The sequence below is a fragment of the Calothrix sp. NIES-2098 genome (genome assembly GCF_963875125.1).
In the GTDB taxonomy this organism is placed as follows: Bacteria; Cyanobacteriota; Cyanobacteriia; order Cyanobacteriales; family Nostocaceae; genus Aulosira.
This window is the reverse complement of the sequence record NZ_CAWNKJ010000001.1, coordinates 8284642-8307814: the sequence shown is the minus strand read 5'-3', so window position 1 is coordinate 8307814 and position 23173 is coordinate 8284642. Positions and strand designations below refer to the sequence as shown.

The following is a 23173-nucleotide window of genomic DNA, read 5'->3' as shown; positions in this document are numbered from 1 at the left end:
AAGACAAAAAGCTATGTGATGCAGTTGCGATCGCACAATGGGTTTGCAGAGTGGTATGTATTATTACTATCGGTAGTATCAGCCAGATGATAAACGGTTAGATAAGCGCAGCAACCTTGCTGGGTCTTCTTTTGTTGCTAATCAAAATCAAATTGTTGTTTGAATCTGTCTTGTTCTGCCTGTGATTCTTTGTTTTGAATTCAGAATTTATTAGCCTGAAATTAAACTTGAAACCACGCGGTTAAAGCTACCGCCAAAGCATCTGCCGCATCATCTGGCTTAGGAATTTCCTCTAAATTTAACTCCCGCGCTACTGCCTCTTGCACTTCATACTTTTCAGCATTACCATATCCCGTTAACGCTTGTTTGATTTGAGCCGGGGTAAACTCCACATAAGGAAGACGACGCTGTGCTAACACTAACATGAGTACACCCCGCGCTTGTGCAACCAGAATAGTACTTGACATACGATAGAAGAATAACTTCTCAATCGCAACCAAGTCAGGTTGTATCTCTTCCATTAGGGTGTGCAAATCGTCAAATAAGGTACATAAGCGTTGTCCCATTTCCGCATCCGCAGGCGTAGTGATGACGCCAAAATCTTGCATCTGAACGGTTGTTTCTTGGATCTTAGCTGGATTTTGTTTGCAGGTAATTACCCCAAATCCTAAAATCGCCAGCCCTGGATCTAATCCTAAAATACGTTTTTCCATTCTATTCGCTTTTACCACACAAGGTATTTTCTGACTGGCAATGCTGGCAACTTTGACGACTTACTCAAAGTCTATGGGAATGAAAAATTGTCATAAGTCTATGCTTGGTGTTTCAACCAGGTAGTGTACATTTTCTGTTAATTATTATTTGTCCTACTGCTCTGAATCAGCCATGTCAATTGTTTTTCTCAGACAAGCCCTCCACGCCCTGCAACAGCAGTCGCGCAGCCGCACTTCCCATCGAGTGAACCAGTGGTTCAAGTGGTTATCTCCTGGATTATCAGTCAAACGTTGGTTACTAATCAGTGTTGGTGGTGTGCTGCTTGCGAGTTTGGGGTTGGCGATTTGGATTAAGCTGACCCCGATTTTTTGGGCAATAGAATTGATTAGGGGGTTTTTAGGATTCATTACTGACATCTTACCCAACTATATCAGCGGCCCCTTAGTACTGCTGTGCGGCTTACTGTTGCTACTTTGGGGGCAAACTCGTACCGTAGGCTCAATTACCAAAGTACTCAGGCCAGAAGGCGAAGAGGAACTGATTGATGTGCTTTTAGCACATCACCGATTGTACCGAGGTCCAAAAATAGTGGTGATTGGTGGTGGTACAGGTCTTTCGACTTTGCTGCGGGGACTGAAAACCTACAGCGCCAATATTACCGCCATTGTAACTGTAGCTGACGATGGTGGATCTTCGGGGCGTTTGCGCCAAGAATTTGGAGTACTACCACCAGGGGATATTCGCAATTGCTTGGCAGCATTAGCAGATGAAGAAAAATTACTTACAGAATTATTTCAATACCGCTTTCGGGCTGGGGATGGTTTAAGCGGCCATAGTTTTGGTAATTTATTTTTAACGGCGATGAGTGATATTACTGGAGATTTGGAACGAGCTGTTGCGGCTAGTTCCAAAGTCTTAGCCGTTAGGGGTCAGGTTTTACCAGCTACCCTCAGCGATGTTCGTTTGTGGGCAGAATTAGCTGATGGTCGCCGCATTGAAGGAGAATCTAGCATTCCCAAGGCTGGCGGTAGAATTGTCAAAATTGGTTGTATTCCTGCTAACCCTCCAGCCTTACCCGCAGCTATTAGAGCAATTAAAGAAGCTGATTATATTATTATTGGCCCTGGTAGCCTTTATACGAGTTTGATTCCTAATTTATTAGTACCAGAAATTGCTGATGCGATCGCTCAAACAGACGCCCTTCGCATTTATGTCTGCAATATTATGACTCAACCAGGGGAAACTGAAGGATATACAGTTGCCGATCATATTAGAGCAATTGATGCAGCTACTGGCAATAGGCGGTTATTTGATGCTGTACTAGTACACAAAAAATCTCCTTCCGCTACCTCACTTATCCGCTACGCGCAACAAAATTCTCACCCCGTATTTTTAGATCGAGAGGATGTAACTCGTTTAGGACGAAGAATTGTCCCTGCTAATGTTTTGTTTGAAGATGAAACAGGTTATGTTCGTCACAATCCTGAGAAACTAGCAAAAGTCTTGTTGCGGTGGTACAGTGGAGCGCATCATGGCAAATAAAATTGTGCTTGCAGATGCAGAAGCTACCTTAAATTTGGGTATTAGTTTGGGGAAATCTCTAAATGCTGGCAGTGTAATTTTACTTGAAGGTGATTTAGGCGCTGGTAAAACTACTTTAGTGCAAGGTATCGGCAAAGGTTTGGGAATTTCTGAACCAATTGTCAGTCCTACTTTTACGATTATTAATGAGTACGCAGAGGGAAGGCTTCCTCTTTACCACTTGGATTTATATCGCTTAGAATCACAAGAGGTTGCTGCTTTAAACTTAGAGAGCTATTGGGAAGGGTTTGAAGTTACGCCAGGAATTGTGGCAATTGAATGGGCAGAACGAATGCCTTACAAACCAGATAGTTATATTAGTATCTATTTGACTTATGGTAATGAAGGCGATCGCCAAGCTCAAATAACTTCATACAATTACTCTATTAGCGAAGTCATTGCCAATATCGCACCCGAAATTAAAGAATACTGAATTGTGACATTGTACAGTAAGATATTTTTGCATAAATTAGGCAGAAGAGAGCATTTTTGTTTTTCCCTTCTGCCTTAATTTTTGAGAATTTTTTGTCTTTTCTATTTAATTCAATTCCAGCAAATAGATAATATAGAATCTATATTTATGCTATCTGCCACTACCACGTTCATCAGAATTATTAGAATCATCAATTAACATATGTGCCTCAATCTCTCCCAAAATCAACAGCATAAGTAAACATCAGAAAAAGGATGCTTGATCGGCATCTACTATTTCTTGGCTGAATTCATGACTAGTACATCAATGCAGAAATTAAACTACCTTGAAGAACAGTGTAAAAGCGCGATTTTTGCATCTTAACTACTGTATTTAGGCGGAATATTTTCTCACTGAGAATGGCAAATTTATTTGCTGAAAGTTGCTAATCTATTGGCAATATGCTTTTTCATTCTGAGATTACCTTGATAATTTGGATGTTTGATTTTGTTGAAATGATTGTTGGGTAATTTCTACTTGAATTTGTTAAGCATTAGTCAGCTATTTAGCTGCATTTGGCAAATACAGCCAATATTTTTTCTAAATGACACAGTTTAAACTCTGTCATTTAAGCATATATAGAGCGATACTTATTTGAAAACAGAGTTTTTACAGAACAGATTCAAATTTATTTATGCAAGCTATGTTTATTTAATGTGTGCCATAAATAGTAAAGTACTTAAATGCCGAAAAAATGCCGATAAAAGTTGAAAATACTTTGATATATTTCAGGGGTATAACTTAGATGTATACCGACTATTTACATAGAAGTCCAATATTTATACAGAAAATATTTATATTATTAAATAGTCGTTATTCTAAAATCAAATTATTATTACTTAAAAATAGAATACTTATTTTATAAATAGATAGAGTTATTACTTATATTTTTATAAAAATTATTTTTTACTTCGTAAAAATACTCGAAAATCTCGTATGTGTACGAGATTTTTCTCAAATTTAATATTTTGCTTTTTATTTCTAAATATCTTTCTAAGTAGATACACTAGTTAATAGCAATAAAAGAGGCGATCGCATCTTTGACATTAGGGCCTACATCATCTCTTGTATAGTAAGTATGTCCTTGATGAATAAATGCCGATGTAGCATCTATCAATTGTTGAATCACCTCTGGGCTGGCGTCATCAATTTCCTCGCTAACTTTTTTGCCTGTGTATTTGTTTTTTCGCTCTTCTGGTCGCAATATAATGCGAGTATCTTTATATGTCTCTCCGGATTTAGCTTTAAATCTCTCATTTAAATCAAACTGAAGGCGTAAATAACGTTGAGATTCATATCCACCCATAATTTGTCGGCAAATAGTGCTATCAATTTCAGAGGAGGGTTCCATAAAAATATCAGTAATATGTTGCGCCCAGTCTAAGGGCTTCCATTTGTGTACTTGCCCAAATTGATATGGTTCGCCAGTTTGTCCTGTTCCAATAGAAAGAATGGCGATGTCTTTCATCTGAAGATTTTCTAATTTATATTTGCGTTTCGTTTCTCTTGAGACAAGTAAATCTGAAGAATTACTAATTCTCATTGCCAAACTCAAAGCTGCTAAAGCAGGATTATTAGCTGATACTCCACCATCGATATGCGGGAACACCCAGTTGCCAAATTTCTGTTTATTGACAGGCTCTAATTTATATGGTGGAAAAAACGTAGGAGCAGATGCAGAAGCAACGCATATCTCCCATAAATAACATTCATCGTACCAACGGTAGCCTAAATCGGGATGACAATTTGTAAAAAACGTTGTGTTGCGATAGAGGGTATCGTAAGCCAGAATCAAAAGCATCGGACTCTCTACATCTTGTATTCGCTTATATCCCAACTTATCTATTAAGACTTTAATCAGCCCTTCATGAGAATATTTGCTTGGTGAAAATGCTTCGAGAATTTGTTGAATAAATGATGGGAATATTTGATAGCGGTTTTTGAATTTGAGTGGAAATATCCGCTTACCTTCATTAATATATAGATCTATCAGTTCTGTACTCGTTTTACCTACAGCAATTCCGGCTGCTAAAATTGACCCAGTAGAAGTACCAGCAATCAGGTCGAAGTATTCATTTAAATTCTGACCTTTCTGCTTTCTAATTTGTTGTTCAACTTCTTGGAGTATGCGTGCTGAAATGACTCCACGCATACCGCCACCATCTAAACTGAGAATTTTGAAAGACATATTTATTCTCCTTATTTGTCCATATAGTAATTTTTTGGATATACTGCTTCAGGCAATTAATTACTACTAAAAATTTTCAGCATGAAAAACTTTGTCGCTTACAGAGAATTTATCGACTGATAAATTCTCTGTAAGCGACAAGTTTATACGCTCAAATAATATCCAGCAATGGCGCTGATATACCTAAAGTTGGTCAGTACTACCAAAACCTTCAGGTATAAGGATTTATAGTTGTACAGTACGTAAGTTGGAAATAAATCTGAGCTACAAGAAAGTTAAAGCTTGACCGCGAACTTCTGTATTTAACTTGCCTTTGTCATAGACAATTTCACTACCAACAATAGTTGTGACAGCCCATCCAGTCAGATCCCAACCTTCAAAGGGACTCCAACCGCATTTAGTTAACAGTTCTTCACGCCGGACTGGGCGGTAAGTATTTAAATCTACAAGTACTAAATCAGCATCATAACCTGGAGCGATCGCACCTTTGTTAGGAATACGATAGGCCTCAGCCACAGCTTTGGACATCCAATTCACAACTTGGGCAACCGTACACTGTCCTTCCATTGCGGCGGTTAACATCAAAGCGAGGGACGTTTCTACCCCAGGCATTCCAGAGGGAGTATTCGGATATTCTTGAGCTTTTTCTGCTAAGGTATGGGGTGCGTGATCTGTGGCGATAAAGTCAATCACACCATCTCGCAAAGCTTGCCACAAAACTTGATTATCATGAGGCGATCGCAAAGGTGGATTCATCTGTGCTAAGGTGCCAATTTTTTCATATGCACTCGTATTTAATAATAGATGCTGTGGTGTTACCTCTGCTGTCACCCAACTTGGTTTATCTTGACGCAGCAAATCCGCTTCTTCGGCGGTTGACATATGCAGAATATGGAGGCGACGCTGATATTTTTTAGAAAGTTTTAATGCTAGCTGAGTTGCCAACAGTGCCGCTTGATTATCCTGAATTTGGGAGTGAATTGCCGGATCGTGAATCCCCGCAAACTCTTGGCGACGTTGGTTAATTCTAGATTGGTCTTCAGCATGAACGGCAATTAAGCGATCGCCTTGAGCAAAGATTGCCTCTAAAGCTGCTTCTTGGTCAACTAATAACTGACCGTGCATTGACCCCATAAAAATCTTAATTCCTGGTGTCGGCTTGGCAGTCAGTAAATCTGGCAGATTCTCTGCTGTAGCCCCAATAAAAAAGCCATAATTAACTAAGCACTTAGTGGAGGCACGTTGTAACTTATCGTCTAAAGTTTGTTGGTTAGTGGTTAACGGACGCGTGTTAGGCATTTCCAGAAAGGAAGTTACGCCTCCTTTGGCGCAAGCACAACTGGCGGTGAACAAATCTTCCTTGTGTTCTAGTCCAGGTTCGCGGAAATGCACTTGCGGATCTATGACTCCTGGCAACAAAGTTAACCCAGCAGCGTCAATTTCTGTAGTAGGCGTTAGTGTTGAGATTTGTGGTGCAACTTCGACTATTTGGCGATCGCGCGTCAGCACATCCCCAACCATAAATTCACCATTAGGTAGAATTATCCGGGCGCGACGAATCAGTAAACTTTTTGGAGATGACATGGAATTAATAATATTGGGATAGAGGACTATGCATAACAGAGAACTATCTTTTTAGGTTAAACTTGGTTGCACTCTTAGTAGTCAATTTTTGCCGCAATTGGGAAAAAAGTTTATTTTTAACTATGTATATTCCTGTAAAAATGGCAACATAACTATAAAAACACGGTTCTCCTACTTAAGTCTCAACAATAATATTCCCTTGGCAAGTTAATTACAGCATCTTATCTTTACTTCAGTAATTTCATGCAAAATCAAGTGCCCGAGCAAAATTCTAGTCAACAACCCGATCATTCTTGGATTGCAGAGCTAGGTAGAACAGTTATATTAAGCATAGTTCTAGCCCTAGGAATTCGTACTTTTGTTGCCGAAGCGCGCTGGATTCCTTCTGGCTCGATGGAACCCACTTTACATGGGACTCCAAACCAGTGGGAGGCAGACAAGATAATTGTAGATAAATTGAAGTACAAGTTTTCCCAACCGCAACGCGGAGACATTGTGGTCTTTTCGCCTACAGACGAGCTAAAAAAAGAACAATACCAGGATGCCTTTATTAAACGTGTTATTGGCTTACCCGGAGAAAAAGTAGAACTCAGAAACGGCAAAGTCTATATCAACAACAAACCCCTCCAAGAAGATAAATACCTGAGCAGCCAACAACGCACATCAATTGATGTTTGCACCTCAGGACAGCAGCCGCCTTTTCTAGAAAAACCCCAGACCATACCCCCAAACTCCTACCTAGTTCTAGGTGATAACCGTAATAGTAGCTACGATAGCCGTTGCTGGGGTGTTGTCCCGGAGCAGAATATTATCGGTCGTGCGGTGCTGCGTTTCTGGCCGCTGAATCACATAGGTGGCATTGATAAATCACCGCTATATCCATAGTTAAAAACAATATATTGATGCGGAAGCTTGGCTATTTGATGGGCAATTGAATAATCTTGCTACATTAGATAAGCAAGAGCAGAGTTGTCAATTGGGGATTTTAGTTTTGAGATTTGCGTCTAAAATCCCAATCCCTCAATTAGCTATCTCCAAATTCATCCTGATTAATGCCGTACCTAGCAAAAATTTTACTCTATCCAATTAAGTCTTTTGATGGCGTAGAGGTTGAGAGCGCAAAAGTTCTCCCTAGTGGTTCGTTAGCATATGACCGTGAATTTGCTCTTGTGGATGAGCGCGGTAATATTGTCAATGGCAAACGCCACGCCAAAATTCATTTGTTGCGAGCAAAATTTGCACTCTTAGATAGAACTATATCTCTGCAAATCCCAGATAGTGAATCACCACAAGTTTTTCATCTCGATCGGGAACAGCAGCTACTAGAGGCAACTTTGAGTGATTTTTTTGGGTTTGCTGTAACATTGCAGCAAAATTCACTCATGGGTTTTCCTGACGATCGCAATTGTTCCGGGCCGACAGTAATTAGTACGGCTACTTTGACGGAAGTAACTTCTTGGTTTCCTGGTATGACGGTGGAACAAATGCGCCGTCGAATGCGTGCCAATATAGAAATCGGCGGTGTACCAGCATTTTGGGAAGATCGGTTATTTAGCAGCCACAGCGATGAGACCGTTTCTTTTCGCGTAGGAAATGTCAGTTTTTTAGGAATTCAGCCTTGTCAACGTTGCGTAGTCCCTACCCGCGATCCCGATTCCGGACAAGCTGAGACCAATTTTCAAAAAATATTTGTGCAACAGCGACAAGCAACCTTTCCAGATTGGGTCGCCTCATCTCGGTTTAATCACTTTTACAGATTAAGCGTCAATACCAGACGATCGGACTTATCATCTGCCAATAGTTTACAAATTGGCGACGAGGTTGCAATATTTCCTTAACGTTATTAATCTTTCTTTAAAAAGAAAATTAAAAAGCAAAAATATCCAAAATTTCTTTACTATTTAACCGCCTATATTATCTAGTAATTTTCCCAGTTTTGTAATTGAATATGTATGATTGTTTGCCACACAGCAGAGTTTTAGAGACTTGATACTCAAGTGCAAAACAATTCAAATTGAACTAAGATTTCTGGTGTCAATTGTGACAGTGAATCTAGAACTGGATACTGTAGTTAATTGGTTAAATTTCAACCAATATGGATGCGAATACCAACGGGTATAAACATAATTTTGCACTTCATCGGAGAAAATCTGCTGATGCATACTAGGAAAAACTCAGTAAATTAGCCTGTTATAACACAAATTCCAGATTGAGGAGGGGAGACACTAAATTATTAAAAAAAATAGATTAAACATATAAGTGCTATTTTTTATACAAAAATCGACAAAATGCTTTAGGGCATTTTTCCAACAAAAGTAGTACTGACCCCGATCCTACTTGTAGCTTATATGGCAACACCCCCTAGCGTAGCAATGGGGACAATATCAACCAAAAATGTTATCTAAACTTCAGACAGTCCAATCTCTCAACCGCTTAGTTGAGAAAGCTTCTATAAATATGATGCCCCTAAAATCTGCTGTGATTGTGCCGATTGTGGTGCAATTTTGTGGATTAGTGGGACTTGTCAGCTATCTGGTGTTGCAAAACGGACAAAAAGCGGTGACAGAAATTGCAACTCAGTTAGCTAGTGAAATCTGCGATCGCATCGAACAACACCTTGATAAATACTTAACGACTCCTCAGCAAATTAATCAAGTTAACTGGGATGTCATGCAGCTAGGTTTGCTCAATCTTAGCGACTTGGAAACCACCAAACATTACCTTTGGAAACAAATGCAGGTTGCGGATATTGGCTATAGTAAGTTTGCCAATCCCAAAGGTGAATTTATCGGGATTGAACGCCTCAATGACGGCACACTATTAATTAAGGAGATTTCTCAAAAAAATGGTATTGGTAAACTTTATGTTTACACTACAGATCGGCAAGGCAATCGCAACGATCTCAAAGAAATTAAAAATTACGATCCGCGTCTAGAAGCTTGGTATATAAATGCAATTAATCTGGGCAAGCCCTTCCGAAATAAAATTTATCAATGGGAGAATAAACCAAAAATTATCTCCCTATCTTCCAGCTATCCACTTTACGATCGCACTCATAAATTAGTTGGAGTCATTGATATCAATTTGCTTTCGTCAAAAATTAGTAACTTTTTAGCTAAATTAAAAGTTGGCAATGGTGGCAGAGCCTTTATATTAGATCGTTCTGGACCGATCGTAGCTTCCTCAACACCAGAACTACCAGACAATATTATTCGAGGCGATCGAGATTCCTTAATCGAATTCACAACTACATATTTACAGCAACGATTTGGTAGCTTAGGGTTTGTAGTTGGCAAACAACAGATTAGCTTTACCACCCAAGGAACACGCTATTTTGTCAAGGTAAAAAATTGGCAGGACGAGTTTGGTCTCGACTGGCTGATTGTGGTGGTAATTTCCGAAGCTGACTTTATCAAACCAATTTACCCAAACAACACTACTATTTTTTTGTATCTAGTCACCTTTTTAATAGTTGCACAATTTGGTATTCTGACTGCGCATTGGTTAATTAAGCTAATTATGCAATTCAATAAATCAGCTAAGTGGAAACGGACAATAGAAAATAACCCTATCGAGGAACAAGCAAAATTAACTAAATTATCTGATATAGAAAATCAACAGCAAGAGTCTACTGCTAGCTTTCAAGCACAACATCCAATCTTAAATCAAGTCTTATCTGAAAATCAGAGTCAACCAACTAAGTTTTTTACAGCTATACCCCTTAGTAGTACGAATGTAGCTGGAAAGCAGCTTGTAGTTAAATATCGCTTACCTGGATTGAAAGCCTCACCAGGGCAAAGCCTGAGAGTTAAAGAGTTAGAAGTTCGCGATTTAGATAAGACGATGCCGATAGAAGCTGTAAGAATTCCTAAATATGACGAATTAGGCAATATTGCTGCTACCATTCCTAACTATTCTGATGTTACCCAACCTCAACAAGCAGATAAATTATTAACACAATACAATCGCCTTTTAGAATTACAAGTCAAAAAACGTACCCAAGAACTCTTAAAAGTTATTCAACAACTACAAAGTACCCAAAAACAGCTGATTCAATCGCAAAAAATTGCAGCTAGAGGCAGATTAGCAGCCGAACGAGCAAACCGTGCCAAAAGCAAATTTCTCGCCAATATGAGCCATGAATTGCGTACTCCCCTCAATGCTATTCTTGGTTTCACCCAGGTGATGAGCAATGATAATTCTTTATCTGCTGACAATAAAGAGAATTTGGCGATTATCAATCGTGCTGGCGAGCATCTCCTCAATTTAATTAACGACATTTTGGAAATGTCTAAAATCGAAGCTGGTAAAACGACTTTTAATGTCAACAGTTTTGACTTAATTCGTCTGTTGAAAAGCTTAGAAGAAATGTTTGGTCTGCGTGCTACTTCTAAAGATTTACAACTAGTATTTGTCTGTGCCCCCGATTTACCTCAATACGTACAAACTGATGAAAGTAAACTGCGGCAAGTTTTGCTAAATCTTCTGGGCAATGCTATTAAGTTTACTCATAAAGGTAAAGTGACACTACAGGTAAGCTGGGAAGCAGGCGAGCAAGACGATCTGCGGCTATTTTTTGCAGTCCAAGATACTGGGCCTGGTATTTCTGCGGAAGAAATTGACATTTTATTTGAAGCTTTTGCCCAAACCGAAACTGGTAGAAATTCTCATCAGGGAACAGGGCTAGGCTTAACTATTAGCCGTAAATATATACAAATGATGGGTGGAGATATTACTGTTAATAGTACTCTAGGTGAGGGAAGTAAATTTATTTTTGATATTCAAATTAGCCCAGCTTCAGCTAGTGAAATTCGGATTCAGCAAGGTCAAAACCAAGTAATTGGGTTAGCACCGGATCAAGAAGAATATCGTATTTTAGTAGTTGACGATGTTAGAGATAGTCGGTTGGTGTTAGTGAAAATGCTGACAGCTATCGGCTTTAGCGTTAAGGAAGCTAGTAACGGTCAAGAAGCGATCGCTCAATATCTGGAATGGCAACCCCACCTGATTTTTATGGATATGCGTATGCCAGTTATGGACGGCTACGAAGCGACGAAAGCGATTAAAAAACAAATAGAGTATCAACAGGACATCTTACCACCCCATCTGGCAACACGCAGAATGGTTGTCGGTCAACAGTTAACAGTGCCAGTATGTACCGCTAGGGAAACCAAACACATCCCGGTGATTATCGCCTTAACTGCCAGCGCTTTTGAGGAAGAACGACAGAAAATATTATCAATCGGTTGCGATGATTTTATTCGCAAGCCATTTACAAAAGAAGTATTACTAGAAAAAGTCAGCGAACATCTGGGCGTAAAATATATCAGCCCAGTAGAGACTGTAAATACAGCTGCTAGTCAACAAACCGAGATATTTCCTAGCGAAGCTGAACTCATCTGGCATTTGTCGCAAATGCCTCCACAGTGGTTAAGAAATATACGTCATGCCGCAGCTAGCTGTAGCGATGACATGATTCTAGAGTTGCTTGAGCAAATTCCCCCAGAAAAAAGTCAACTTTTACGGCTTTTCCGGGATTTAGCAAACAACTATCAGTTTGAAAAAATTATGGAATTGACTAGAACAAACGCAGAATGAACTACGAGCGGTTAGACCCTGAGAAAAAAGATATTTTGCTGATTGACGATATGGCAGATAACCTGCGAGTTTTATCCGCACTGCTTACCAGAGAAGGATATAACGTTCGCAAAGCTTTAAACTGGCAAATGGCTTTAACTGCTTGTCAAACAGTATTACCAGATTTGATTTTACTTGACATTATGATGCCGGAGGTTGATGGCTATGAGGTTTGTCAGCGTTTTAAGGCTTGGGATCTGACTGCTAATATTCCAGTGATTTTTATTAGCGCCTTAGATGATGTTTTTGATAAAATCAAAGCTTTCAAGGTTGGGGGTGTAGATTACATTACCAAACCTTTTGAATTGCAAGAAGTGTTGGTACGCGTCCAAAATCAATTGGCATTGAGAGCCGCACAACAAGAGGTTGTCAAGCTCAACGTCGAACTCGAACAAAGAGTAAAACAGCGCACTGGGGAACTCGAAAAAGCTCTGCAAAAACTCCAGGGAGAAATTAAGAATCGTCAGCAATTGCAAAGTAAATTGTTAGATATAGCGTTGCATGATTCGCTGACTGGTTTACCAAATAGAGCTTTGTTTATCCGGCGTATAGAAAATGCTTTAAATTGTGCTAAACAACAATCTAATCATCAATTTGCTCTACTTTATTTAGATTGCGATCGCTTTAAAGTTGTCAATGATTCTCTAGGACATTTGGTAGGGGATGAATTACTACTAGCCATATCTCATCGGCTACGCACATCTTTAACACCGATGGATACTATAGCTAGATTAGGCGGTGATGAATTCGGCATTTTGATAGAAAACGCCACAGATATTAATATGGTCATTGAGGTTGCCGAACGTATTCTCCAGCAGCTATCAATCCCATTTAAACTCACTCGATACGAGGTATTTATGAATGCCAGTATCGGTATCGCTTGGGGAAATAAAGACTACGAGCGCCCAGAATATTTACTTCGCGATGCTGACACGGCAATGTATCGTGCTAAAGCTTTAGGAAGAGCTAGATATCATGTTTTCGATCCGATAATGTATCAAGAAGCAATCCAGCTTTTAGAGATAGAAAACGATCTGCGCAGAGCTGTAGCACGGCAAGAATTTATTGTTTACTATCAACCAATTGTTTCTTTACTCACAGGCAAAATATCAGGTTTTGAGGCGTTAGTGCGTTGGCAGCATCCACTACGTGGTTTACTTTTGCCAGCAGAATTTATTCCTGTAGCTGAAGAAACAGGTTTAATTAATGCTATTAATACCTGGGTGTTACAGTCAGCTTGCCAACAATTACATTTATGGCAACACGACCCAGCAATACCAGAATCCCTAACTATCAGCGTCAATTTAAGTGCTAGATTATTTTACCAACCAAATTTAATCGCCCAAATTGATGAAATACTTTATGAAACTAAAGTAAATCCAGAAAACTTAGAACTGGAAATTACCGAAAGTGTAATTATGGAAAATAGTCATGCAGTCAAAACTATTCTTCAACAATTACAAGAGCGCAGAATTAAGTTAGTTATGGATGATTTTGGTACGGGTTATTCATCTCTCAGTTACCTGCATAGCTTTCCTTTAAATGCGCTGAAAATTGACAAGTCTTTCGTCAAGCGGATGCAAGAAAATCAAGATGATTTGGGTTTAGTACCCGCGATGATTGGCATTGCAGACTCAATGGGGATGAGAGCGATCGCAGAAGGAGTGGAAACCACAGAACAGTTAGCTCAGTTGCGCAGTTTAAACTGTGAATTCGCTCAAGGATTTCTATTTTCTCGACCGATAGAACAGCAATCGGTTCTGAATTTACTCACAACTGCACCACGATGGTAAAAATTGATATTTAATACAGTTTATTTCAGCATTATTGTTGTAATTTTGGGGCAATGTAGAGACTTGAGAGTACTGTCTCTACATTCGTTTATGGTCTTAACTGAACGTAGTATTTTCTATATCAAAAGATAGATGACTCATGACCAAGTAACAGCTTAAAAAGCTTTTCCAATCTTGCTAATTAGCTATTTATAAGTAATATTTATGAGATAGATGACTTTTTTCTATATGTTAGAACTCTAATTTTACAAATTTAAAGGAATATTAAGTTTAAAATGTTATGTAATCCTGACATTCAATAATAATTAAACAAAGTTCTTAAGTTTGCATTCATGGGTAGAGAGCAATCTTCCCCTAAAAATGCTGATTTATGCAGGATAAGCCTTGTTTTTCGCATTGAGATATAAGGCTAATATTGCATTGCAGATTCAGCATTTATCTAAACTTGAGACATTTTTTCGCCAATAAAGTCGGAGTCATTTCCTTTGTTAATTTCTCAATTTGAGAGTAGGCAAGGGAAGTATTGTGCAGCTAACTTTTCTGAGGTTGCTGCTTTTTAATGTGGTTGTTGATGAAGTTTATAAAAGACTATGCTACCCAAAGAGCGAATTAATTACACATATCTGCCCAAGTTCAATTACAAAAGCGTTTCCTTGAAATGGAAAAACTACTGTGTTAAGCTCTGCGGGAGCAAGCGTTCAGTTCCTTTAGATAGACCCCATCACATACATATTTTCTGGTCTTGGCTTGGTAGTTTTATCGGCATAGCAGCAACTGCTTATCTATCTGTTAAAACTAATTCTCCTTTGCTGATGGCTCCCTTTGGTGCTACCAGCGTTTTAATATTTGGTATACCTGACAGTCCTTTAGCCCAACCTCGGAATGTGATTGGCGGTAATTTTATCGCCGCCCTAGTCAGCCTCACTATTTTGCATCTTTTCGGTTCGGAACCTTGGGCGATGGGAATGGCGGTAGCCACAGCTATCGGGATGATGCAGCTGACTGGTACTTTACACCCGCCTTCGGGAGCAGTTGCATTAGTTGTGATGATGACAAAGGCTCAATGGCAATTTCTATTCACACCAGCACTAGAAGGTTCGATAATTCTGGTACTCTGTGCCGTAGTTTTCAACAATCTGGCACACGAGAGGACTTATCCTAAGTACTGGTTGTAAGCCACCATATCAGATTTTGAGCAGCAATCTCGGTGCTAAAGTTTGCTGCTCCTACAATTAAGACATACCAACTATTTCTTGCCAGTCTTCCGTATTTTAGGCGATCGCTCTTGGATTACTATATGGAATTGTTCTTGTAGACAAATTTCCTTCCCAGCTAGTCACCAGGAGATCGGTTATGAAATTTGGTATTGATATGGGGCACAATTGCCCGCCTGATACAGGAGCATTAGGTATCAAGAAAGAAGATATTTTAACTAAAGAAGTCGGTACGCTGCTCATACAAAAATTAACAGCAGCTGGTCATACTGTGATTGATTGCACTCCTAAAACAGCTAGTACTGTTACCGATTCTCTGCTGCAAAGAGCTAATAAAGCGAATGCCAATAATGTAAATATTTTTGTTTCCATACATTTTAATGCATTCAACAGTAAAGTTAATGGTACGGAAGTTTTCGCTATTAGTAACGCTTCTAAAGGTATAGCTCAATCAGTTCTCAATGAGATTGTGAAACTTGGATTTAATAATAGAGGTGTGAAAAATACCAGTTTATCTGTCTTGAGAAATACCCATATGCCAGCTATTTTAGTGGAGTGCTGCTTTTGTGACTCTCAAACAGATATGGATATCTTTGATGCTGAAAAAATGGCTGAAGCCATCAAAGATGGATTAATTGGTGAATCAAAGGAAGATACAGTCAAAGCTGATAAAGAGCGGGTTTTAGAAATTACAACGTCAACTCTTTTAAAACCATCGACAGATCAATCATCAGATCTACCTAAAGAATCTCTAATTGAGATTCCTCCTGGCAAGTACTCAGTATTAGATGCTCGTTTTGAAGAACATCATTATTGGGTGAAGTGGCCTGATAAAACTAAAGGAAACCGAGATACGCATTTCGTTTTTGCTGGACACTGTAAAATTGTCTAACAAGATGATGCAGCAACTCTAAGAAAAGCTATCAATCTATAGCAGAAGGTTTAATGAATTCGTAGTCAGTAAGTAGGTGGGCGCGAAAATTTATAACTACGTCATTGCAAACGGAGAGAAGCAATCGCAAGGGTTTTGAGAGATTTACATTCCGTTAGATAGTTAGGTTTATTCATGCCTACCTACTTACTTTAGTTAGTGCTTGGTAAATTCAACAATGTTCGCGCAGCTTAACCGTAGGGTAAGCCTGACTACGAATTTATTCTTTTCGCAAAATTAATGCGCCAGACCACTATAAGCAATGCTTCCTTGCGCTCTGCGAGTATACACATATGCGATCGCAATCACTCCCCGATTAGGATATTAATCACCGCACATTTACGCAGAAGTATCTATATTATGAATGCCATCGATTATGTTTAATTACCGAGTTTATTGTGTAATGAGGTGTCATACCCCTGATAACAAATAAGGGAAATTACTGTATTATTAGTCAGATAAGTCAGATGAAAATATTTTCTGGCAACAATAACTAGTAAATACAAGTAGCCGACTAACAAGGTTACAACTTTTGACCGCAGGTTTTCATTTTTACTTAGTGGTATTGTATAGCACGCCATGAGATTAAGTAGGTAAGGCACAAGCCCTACCTATGATGAATCTGCATTTCAATGAATTGTAAAGTTCTAGATTTTTGCCAATAAAAGTAAGCTTTTTACAGCTTCTGTCCCGTGTAAATCGATCGCACTTCGCCATTCCGACGCACGATCGCTTCACCGTTATTCACATCTACTAGCGTCCAACCACTAGAGCCAATGCTTTCACCAATCTGAAAGCGGCGCGTCACGCCATCAATTTTAAATAAAGCCGCAGATTTAGTTCCTAACTCTAGTATGCCTTCTAGAGTATGGCTAGGTGCAGCAGCCTCTGTAACAGTTGATGCTGCCTGTTGTTGAGATGCGGAATACACTGAGGCTGTAGCCGTAGGAAGTTGTGGTGGTGCAGCGCGAAATGGCACAACTGGTAATGTTGGCAATAAATTGGAGGATTGCCCAATTGCAATCGGTGCAGTTCGTACATTCACAGGTTTAAGATCTGTGCGTACCGCAGCAGCAAACATATTGACGTTCACCGGCTTGGCTGGCTTGCGCACTGAACCTAAAGCGTTTTTCACAACACTAGGCTGAGATGCAGTCTTGACTGGTGTTACGAGTTGAGGAATACCAGGAAGCAGCGGTGGTGCATAGCGCATTGGCGAAGGTGCTTGATAAACGGGGATGTATATGCGCTCAACAATGTTTTTTGCGGCTTTCGGGGCTGGTAGTGTATTGTTGGCTGTCAGAGATGTTGGTAAGAGCAGATTTTTTTGCTCGCTAGCCAAAGCTAAGGCTGGTGACTTGGAAGTTTCGCTAATGGCGATTCCTGGGTTGGCGTAGCTTTGATTATTTTTGTTCTGTTGCTGCTCAATGACTGACAATGCACCTAACATATAGTCAACCAATTCCGCTTGGGCATCAACTTTTGGCTGTAACTGGGTTGGTGTTGCCTGAAAATATGCAGCTGTGATTGGCTTGAAGGTTAGGAAAGTTAGCACCTTCGAGTTGAGCAGGTAGATAATACCAGCGATCGCCACGCCGACAATCGTTGTCCCGACAATCAGTAATCTCCCCACAGGACGCCTGGTTTTCTTCAGCTTGCGAGTAACTGCTTTTTTCACAGGCGCATCAACTACAACCTTATTCAATGGTTTTTCCCTAATTTGGGAGACTCCTTGTATGGTTTGGAGTAGTTCATTTGGCAAGACAATCTGCGGGACTTGAATTGTTTGTAGAGGTACATACCCTACATTCACAGTTTGGGAAGCAAAATTCCCACTAGCATCTAGAACATTGTCGATATCGGCAAAGATTTCATCCATCAAGCCATCAGCATAAACATCTATCGTCCAAGGCTCGTTGGCGATCAAGTCTTCTGATGGTTCTGGAATAATCAGATGAGTGCTGGCTTCTTTTAACATAAGGCTTTTGGGTGGTAGCTGCGAGGACGGCTCAATACCGCCTCTACTGCCTGGGAATCAGGATTTTCTGTGAAATGTGCAATCTTCCGTCTTCGTAGACTGGTCGATTGCTCTTTGGTATTAAATTCAACTTAGAATCCAGAGACTGCTGATGATGCCAGTTCTTAATCCATGTCATCTATCATACCCAATCTCTTCCCTACTACTATACTCATGCTTCATGAAGTTTTTTTGAAGCCAACGCTGGAAACTCTGACTGGTTCTTTGTTTTACGTAATTCTAGATATATTAATAAAGCATTAATATCTGCGGGGTTTACGCCACCAATACGTGCTGCTTGACCGATAGTAAGTGGTTTTACTTTACTTAACTTTTCTCTGGCTTCCTTAGAAAGGGTATCAATTTTTGTGTAATCTAAATCCGCAGGTAACTGACGGTGTGCCTGACGGGCAATCTGTTCAATCTGATTTTGTTGTCGCGCCAGATAGCCAGAATACTTGATATCAATTTCTGCACCTTCTTTTTCTACAGCGTTGAGGCTGGGGTTTCCCAGTCCATAGCGATCGAGGTGGACATAATGGAATCCCGGACGCCGCAGCAAGTCAGCTAGAGTAATTGAGCCTTTAATTGCTTGTTGGGTATCAGCTGCGATCGCCACTCCAATTTCATCGTGTTCTTTCACCCTGGTGGCGTGTAGTCGTTCTTTTTCGGCAATAATCTGTGCTTGTTTGCGCGTATATAAATCCCAACGGCGATCGTCAATTAAGCCAATTTCTCGTCCCAACGGTGTTAATCGCTGGTCGGCATTATCAGAACGTAGTATTAAGCGGTACTCAGACCTGCTCGTAAGCATACGGTAAGGCTCGCGTAAATCCTTCGTACACAGGTCATCAACCAAAGTACCTATGTAACTTTGCTCGCGCGGAAACACAATCATCTCCTGACCGCGGGCAAAGCGTGCCGCATTCACACCCGCCACAAATCCTTGGGCAGCTGCTTCTTCATAACCTGTAGTGCCGTTAATCTGTCCCGCACAAAATAGCCCCTCAATCTTTTTCGTCATCAGTGTGGGATAACACTGAGTTGCAGGCAAATAGTCATATTCAACCGCATAAGCCGGACGCAGCATGACACAGCTTTCCAAACCAGGTAGACTCCGTAACATTTGCAGTTGCAAATTTTCCGGCAAACCTGTGGAAAACCCTTGGATGTAAAGTTCGGGAATATCCCTACCTTCTGGTTCAATAAATATTTGATGGCTTTCCTTATCGGCAAAGCGAACAATCTTATCTTCAATACTGGGACAATAACGCGGGCCTTTCGCTTCTACCCAACCACCGTATACAGGCGATAGATGTAAATTTTCTTGAATCAGGCGATGGGTTTCAGGGGTGGTACGGGTGATGTAACAAGGCATTTGCTCTCTTTCTACCCAAACTTCCGGGTCAAAGCTAAACCAATGCAATTCTTCATCCCCTGGTTGGAGAGTCATTTTACTGTAATCTACCGATCGCTTGTCTACCCGTGCTGGTGTACCTGTCTTCAGTCTTCCAGTTTCAAAGCCTAGACGATTTAAAGTCTCAGTTAATCCTTCAGCGGCAAATTCTCCCGCCCTTCCCGCAGCCATTGACTTGTTACCAACCCAAATCTTTCCGCCTAAGAACGTACCTGTTGTTAAGATGACTGCTTTACATTGGAACGCCACACCAAAGTAAGTCTGAACGCCAATGACTTCATCATTAGCGCCTAACACTAAGTCTGTTGCCATCCCTTCGCGGATAATCAAGTTCTCCTGATTTTCCACAATACTCTTCATGACGGCGGCATATTCTCGCTTATCAGTTTGAGCGCGTAATGCCCATACCGCAGGCCCGCGTGAAGAATTGAGGATGCGCTTTTGTAGGTAGGTACGGTCTGCCATCTTCCCAATTTCCCCACCTAAAGCATCAACTTCATGCGTTAATTGGGATTTAGCTGGCCCGCCAACTGCTGGATTGCATGGTTGCCAAGCGATTTTATCTAAGTTCAGCGTCAATAGCAGAGTCCGACAACCGAGGCGGGCAGTAGCAAGGGCTGCTTCACAACCGGAGTGACCTGCACCGACGACAATGACATCAAAAGCGTCTTGAAATTCAATAGAATTGTGCATGGTCATACTTACAAATGGGAAAAGCTGAGAGTTATTTTCAATTTTAACCGATACCGTAGTTTCATGGATGTGCTTTTACAAGTCATAAGTTAATACATTGAAGATGCAAAATTCACAATAAAAACCTAAAAACTACTATTAGGAATTATACTGGCTAGTAACTTTGCGTAAGCTGAATGGGAAGCAGTTAAGTCAGAAAAATATGTATGAAATTATCGAATAAGCGTTCTAGTATTTTAGAAATTATCTTCCAGAAGACACAACGAAATCTGCGTAAGATAACGTTTTTTACTATTCTTTTCTTTATTTCTTTTGCTTTAGTTGCTAGTAATGGGATTTCTCATTACCAATCTGTTATTAATACTGCACAATTCAATAGTTGCTCAAGTGCTAGTTCAATTCCATGTATAGATACTCCCCAACCGCTAATATCACCCACACCAATTACACCATTTACTCCCGATCCACAGTTAAACGAACAGCAGCGTTTTTTGTCTGTTATTGCTAATAAAATACCAACAATTCCCCAGCCTGGTACTTTTGAATATATATTGCTGCGTAAATATGGAGCAGCATTTGTCAATCAAGAGCCAGAAATTAAACTACCTCAAAATGTTATCTTTACTAATGAGCAGGAAACTAAGGAATTTCAATCAACTCTCACCACGATCAAAGTTGATGGGACTAATGATTGTTATTTACAACAATCAGCAGGATTAGCTTTAAATAAAGCGAAAGCAATCCAAAAAATTCCGCTTAAATCAGGTTATGGTAGCGGTGATTGTACTCGCACTTTCACCACTAATTTAAGATTTTGGCAAAAATACGCTAACGATAGAACTTTAGAGAAAGTACGCCAAGGTAAAGAAACAGCAATTCTAGGAGTAGTTGCACCACCGGGAACATCACAACATCTTTGGGGATTAGCGATTGATTTACGCATATCTAGCCAGAAGCAAAGACAAGCTTTACATCAAAATGGCTGGTTTCAAACTGTAGAAAGCGATATTCCCCATTGGACTTATTTGGGTTTAACCGAAGAACAATTACCTCTATTTGGCTTTAAGAAAAAAATTGTGAGAGGAATTACTTATTGGTTAACACCAATCTGAGCGAGTACAATTTAAAGGAGAAAAAGGCAATCAGCTTATCGAATCTCGACATAACGTAACTCTGCATTTTGAGTTAATTCTTCTACAGTTTCTAGATAGGCTTTAATTGCATCTTTGATATTTTCTAAAGCCTCTTCTTCGGTTTCTCCCAAAGTCCAACATCCTGGTAAAGCAGGGCACCAAATAGCATATCCTAACTTTGTTTTATTTAACTTGACTTTGTAACGCATATCTAAATAACCGCTTTTGTCTGTTATTTTATATCGTTAAATTAAACAAAAATCGATCTTTTTATACAGCACAAACTGAAAGTATGAGTTTATGAGAATAGAATTGAGGATTTGTTGACACAAATCCCACTTATAACGAAAAAATCAAGTCTATTGAGATTGATAAGGGGAAGCGACAAATTGCAGAAATTTCAATTGATTGTTTTCCCATTTATAGTAAAAACGCCCAATTCCTTTTTCTCCGTCCTTACCTCCAGCTTGACCAACAATGATGAGTAACTTGCTATTGGCTCGATAGTGTAACCCACCATCTGGTCTAGGAGGACTATATCCAGCACCGCGTTGGTCGTGATAGCCATAAAGTTGAGTGGGTAGATAAACCTGACCCGTTTTGAGATCGACGATCGCAGCTGTATCTACACCACCCATAGCCCGATTGAGATGAGGGGCGATCGCATAATGACCTGCAAAATTCGTACCTTTGTTAACAGTCGCGTTCAGTTGCGGTTCGTAGTCTTTGATTTCTTGCGTACTAACGGCTAGTGCAGCAGGTTTTCCTTGAAATACTGGTTTTGCTGGATAATTCTTAAAATGCGGTTGTTGAACGCGAGACTTTTGCTGCACGGATACTGCCATTATCGATCCACTTTCTTGGACTACAGTTAAGCCCATGACTGTAGCCAAAGCAGCAATAATAAAACTACTTTTTAACATTAAATGCGTACTCTACTAACAATTATAATTAACTTGTTTAGATTAGCTACAAGCTCAAGTTATATAATTCCTAGAAATTATCTTTAGTCTGTTATGATTTTGCAGAGAAATTATAATTTACTTATGTAAATTTCACCTGTATCTTTAGTTATATTTTAGCTAGTTGAAGAGCATATTTCAGGATAAAACCCGATCGAAGGATGAAAGCTACTTTATAGTGAACTGTTACAAGTAGCTTTTCTCCCACGATAATAATTACTACAATAAAGTCACACACCTGACTCTGGAGTTCTAACAGTGGGCTTATTTGATGATTTAAGTCGGTTTCTGGAAAACCGTTTAGAAGAATTCTTGCGTAATAATCCCCATTTGGAATTAGAAGCGCTGTTAGAACAGCTGCGCGAGCAAGAGGAAGATACGTTAAAGCTGGTTGCAGATTTACAATTACAAGAAAAGCGATCGCAAGAGGAAATTCTCTCCACCGCGCAAGAAATTCAGCGTTGGCACATCCGCGTTCAAAAGGCGAAAGCTGCTGGTAGAGATGATTTAGCCATTGCAGCGCAAGAAAGAGAAGCAGCCTTATTGCGCGAGGGAAATCAGCGCTGGGGACATATGCAAGGGTTAAAAGAACGCATTAACCAATCGAAGGAATTATTACACAAAATTCAAGTTCGACGCCAAGAAGTTCAAGCCAAAGCTACTGAGGCGCAAACAGCACGTGCAAAAGCTCAAGCTCAACAGCGCTTAGAAACAAATGGGTGGTCAAAATCAACAAGCAGTTATTCTAGTAATTTTGACGACTTAGAAGAAAAGTTTCGCCGTTGGGAAACTCAGGATGAATTAGAACAAATGAAACGGAATCTTGGGAAATAATTT

Annotated in this window: 17 protein-coding genes; 10 read left to right on the top strand and 7 right to left on the bottom strand. The window is 39.9% G+C overall.

All coding sequences use genetic code 11. The features are described 5' to 3' along the window. Positions 1–221: 221 nt before the first annotated feature. Positions 222–713, bottom strand: coding sequence for a crossover junction endodeoxyribonuclease RuvC (gene ruvC, locus AACU33_RS34935; protein ID WP_096594825.1), 492 nt, complete (start codon positions 711–713; stop codon positions 222–224). Positions 714–885: 172 nt separating this feature from the next. Here ruvC and AACU33_RS34930 point away from each other — a divergent pair, with 172 nt between their 5' ends. Together AACU33_RS34930 and tsaE are read left to right on the top strand one after the other, a co-directional pair. Next, positions 886–2256 (top strand): gluconeogenesis factor YvcK family protein, encoded by a 1371-nt coding sequence (locus AACU33_RS34930; protein ID WP_096594824.1) that lies wholly within the window; start codon positions 886–888, stop codon positions 2254–2256. Then, positions 2246–2728, top strand: coding sequence for a tRNA (adenosine(37)-N6)-threonylcarbamoyltransferase complex ATPase subunit type 1 TsaE (tsaE, locus tag AACU33_RS34925; protein WP_096594823.1), 483 nt, complete (start codon positions 2246–2248; stop codon positions 2726–2728). The genes AACU33_RS34930 and tsaE overlap by 11 nt, the downstream gene beginning before the upstream one ends. A gap of 1045 nt (positions 2729–3773) precedes the next feature. Here tsaE and AACU33_RS34920 read toward each other — a convergent pair. Further along, positions 3774–4955, bottom strand: a complete 1182-nt coding sequence (locus tag AACU33_RS34920; protein ID WP_096594822.1) for a patatin-like phospholipase family protein — start codon at positions 4953–4955, stop codon at positions 3774–3776. Positions 4956–5219: 264 nt separating this feature from the next. Next, the gene (locus AACU33_RS34915) at positions 5220–6539 is read right to left on the bottom strand and encodes a dihydroorotase (RefSeq protein ID WP_096594821.1); all 1320 of its coding nucleotides are present in this window, start codon (positions 6537–6539) and stop codon (positions 5220–5222) included. 243 nt (positions 6540–6782) lie between these two features. On the opposite strand from AACU33_RS34915, the gene lepB reads away from it, so the two are divergent. From lepB to AACU33_RS34885, 6 genes are all read left to right on the top strand, one after another. Continuing rightward, positions 6783–7424 carry a signal peptidase I gene (gene lepB, locus AACU33_RS34910; RefSeq protein ID WP_096594820.1) on the top strand — a complete coding sequence of 214 codons (642 nt, stop codon included), beginning with the start codon at positions 6783–6785 and terminating at the stop codon, positions 7422–7424. A 167-nt stretch (positions 7425–7591) separates the two neighbouring features. After that, positions 7592–8377 carry an MOSC domain-containing protein gene (locus tag AACU33_RS34905; RefSeq protein ID WP_096594819.1) on the top strand — a complete coding sequence of 262 codons (786 nt, stop codon included), beginning with the start codon at positions 7592–7594 and terminating at the stop codon, positions 8375–8377. A 556-nt stretch (positions 8378–8933) separates the two neighbouring features. Next, positions 8934–12137 (top strand): hybrid sensor histidine kinase/response regulator, encoded by a 3204-nt coding sequence (locus tag AACU33_RS34900; protein WP_096594818.1) that lies wholly within the window; start codon positions 8934–8936, stop codon positions 12135–12137. After that, positions 12134–13969, top strand: coding sequence for a two-component system response regulator (locus AACU33_RS34895; RefSeq protein WP_096594817.1), 1836 nt, complete (start codon positions 12134–12136; stop codon positions 13967–13969). The genes AACU33_RS34900 and AACU33_RS34895 overlap by 4 nt, the downstream gene beginning before the upstream one ends. A 653-nt stretch (positions 13970–14622) precedes the next feature. Next, positions 14623–15144 (top strand): HPP family protein, encoded by a 522-nt coding sequence (locus tag AACU33_RS34890; protein WP_339376454.1) that lies wholly within the window; start codon positions 14623–14625, stop codon positions 15142–15144. 178 nt (positions 15145–15322) lie between these two features. Beyond that, positions 15323–16075 carry an N-acetylmuramoyl-L-alanine amidase gene (locus AACU33_RS34885; RefSeq protein WP_096594815.1) on the top strand — a complete coding sequence of 251 codons (753 nt, stop codon included), beginning with the start codon at positions 15323–15325 and terminating at the stop codon, positions 16073–16075. A gap of 715 nt (positions 16076–16790) precedes the next feature. On the opposite strand, the gene AACU33_RS34880 is transcribed toward AACU33_RS34885, so the two are convergent. Continuing rightward, entirely contained in the window at positions 16791–18092 is a 1302-nt protein-coding gene (locus AACU33_RS34880) for a hypothetical protein (RefSeq protein ID WP_096594814.1), read from the bottom strand. A gap of 211 nt (positions 18093–18303) precedes the next feature. Then, positions 18304–20247, bottom strand: a complete 1944-nt coding sequence (gene mnmG, locus AACU33_RS34875; RefSeq protein WP_096594813.1) for a tRNA uridine-5-carboxymethylaminomethyl(34) synthesis enzyme MnmG — start codon at positions 20245–20247, stop codon at positions 18304–18306. A 200-nt stretch (positions 20248–20447) separates the two neighbouring features. Here mnmG and AACU33_RS34870 point away from each other — a divergent pair, with 200 nt between their 5' ends. Further along, positions 20448–21353, top strand: a complete 906-nt coding sequence (locus AACU33_RS34870) for a D-alanyl-D-alanine carboxypeptidase family protein (RefSeq protein WP_096594812.1) — start codon at positions 20448–20450, stop codon at positions 21351–21353. A 35-nt stretch (positions 21354–21388) separates the two neighbouring features. On the opposite strand, the gene AACU33_RS34865 is transcribed toward AACU33_RS34870, so the two are convergent. Together AACU33_RS34865 and AACU33_RS34860 are read right to left on the bottom strand one after the other, a co-directional pair. Beyond that, positions 21389–21583 carry a type II toxin-antitoxin system HicB family antitoxin gene (locus tag AACU33_RS34865; RefSeq protein ID WP_096594811.1) on the bottom strand — a complete coding sequence of 65 codons (195 nt, stop codon included), beginning with the start codon at positions 21581–21583 and terminating at the stop codon, positions 21389–21391. Between the two features lie 150 nt (positions 21584–21733). Then, a complete protein-coding gene (locus AACU33_RS34860) occupies positions 21734–22297 on the bottom strand; it encodes a hypothetical protein (RefSeq protein ID WP_096594810.1) in 564 nt (187 codons plus the stop codon). Between the two features lie 297 nt (positions 22298–22594). On the opposite strand from AACU33_RS34860, the gene AACU33_RS34855 reads away from it, so the two are divergent. Next, positions 22595–23170, top strand: coding sequence for a TIGR04376 family protein (locus AACU33_RS34855; RefSeq protein ID WP_096594809.1), 576 nt, complete (start codon positions 22595–22597; stop codon positions 23168–23170). Positions 23171–23173: the final 3 nt, after the last annotated feature.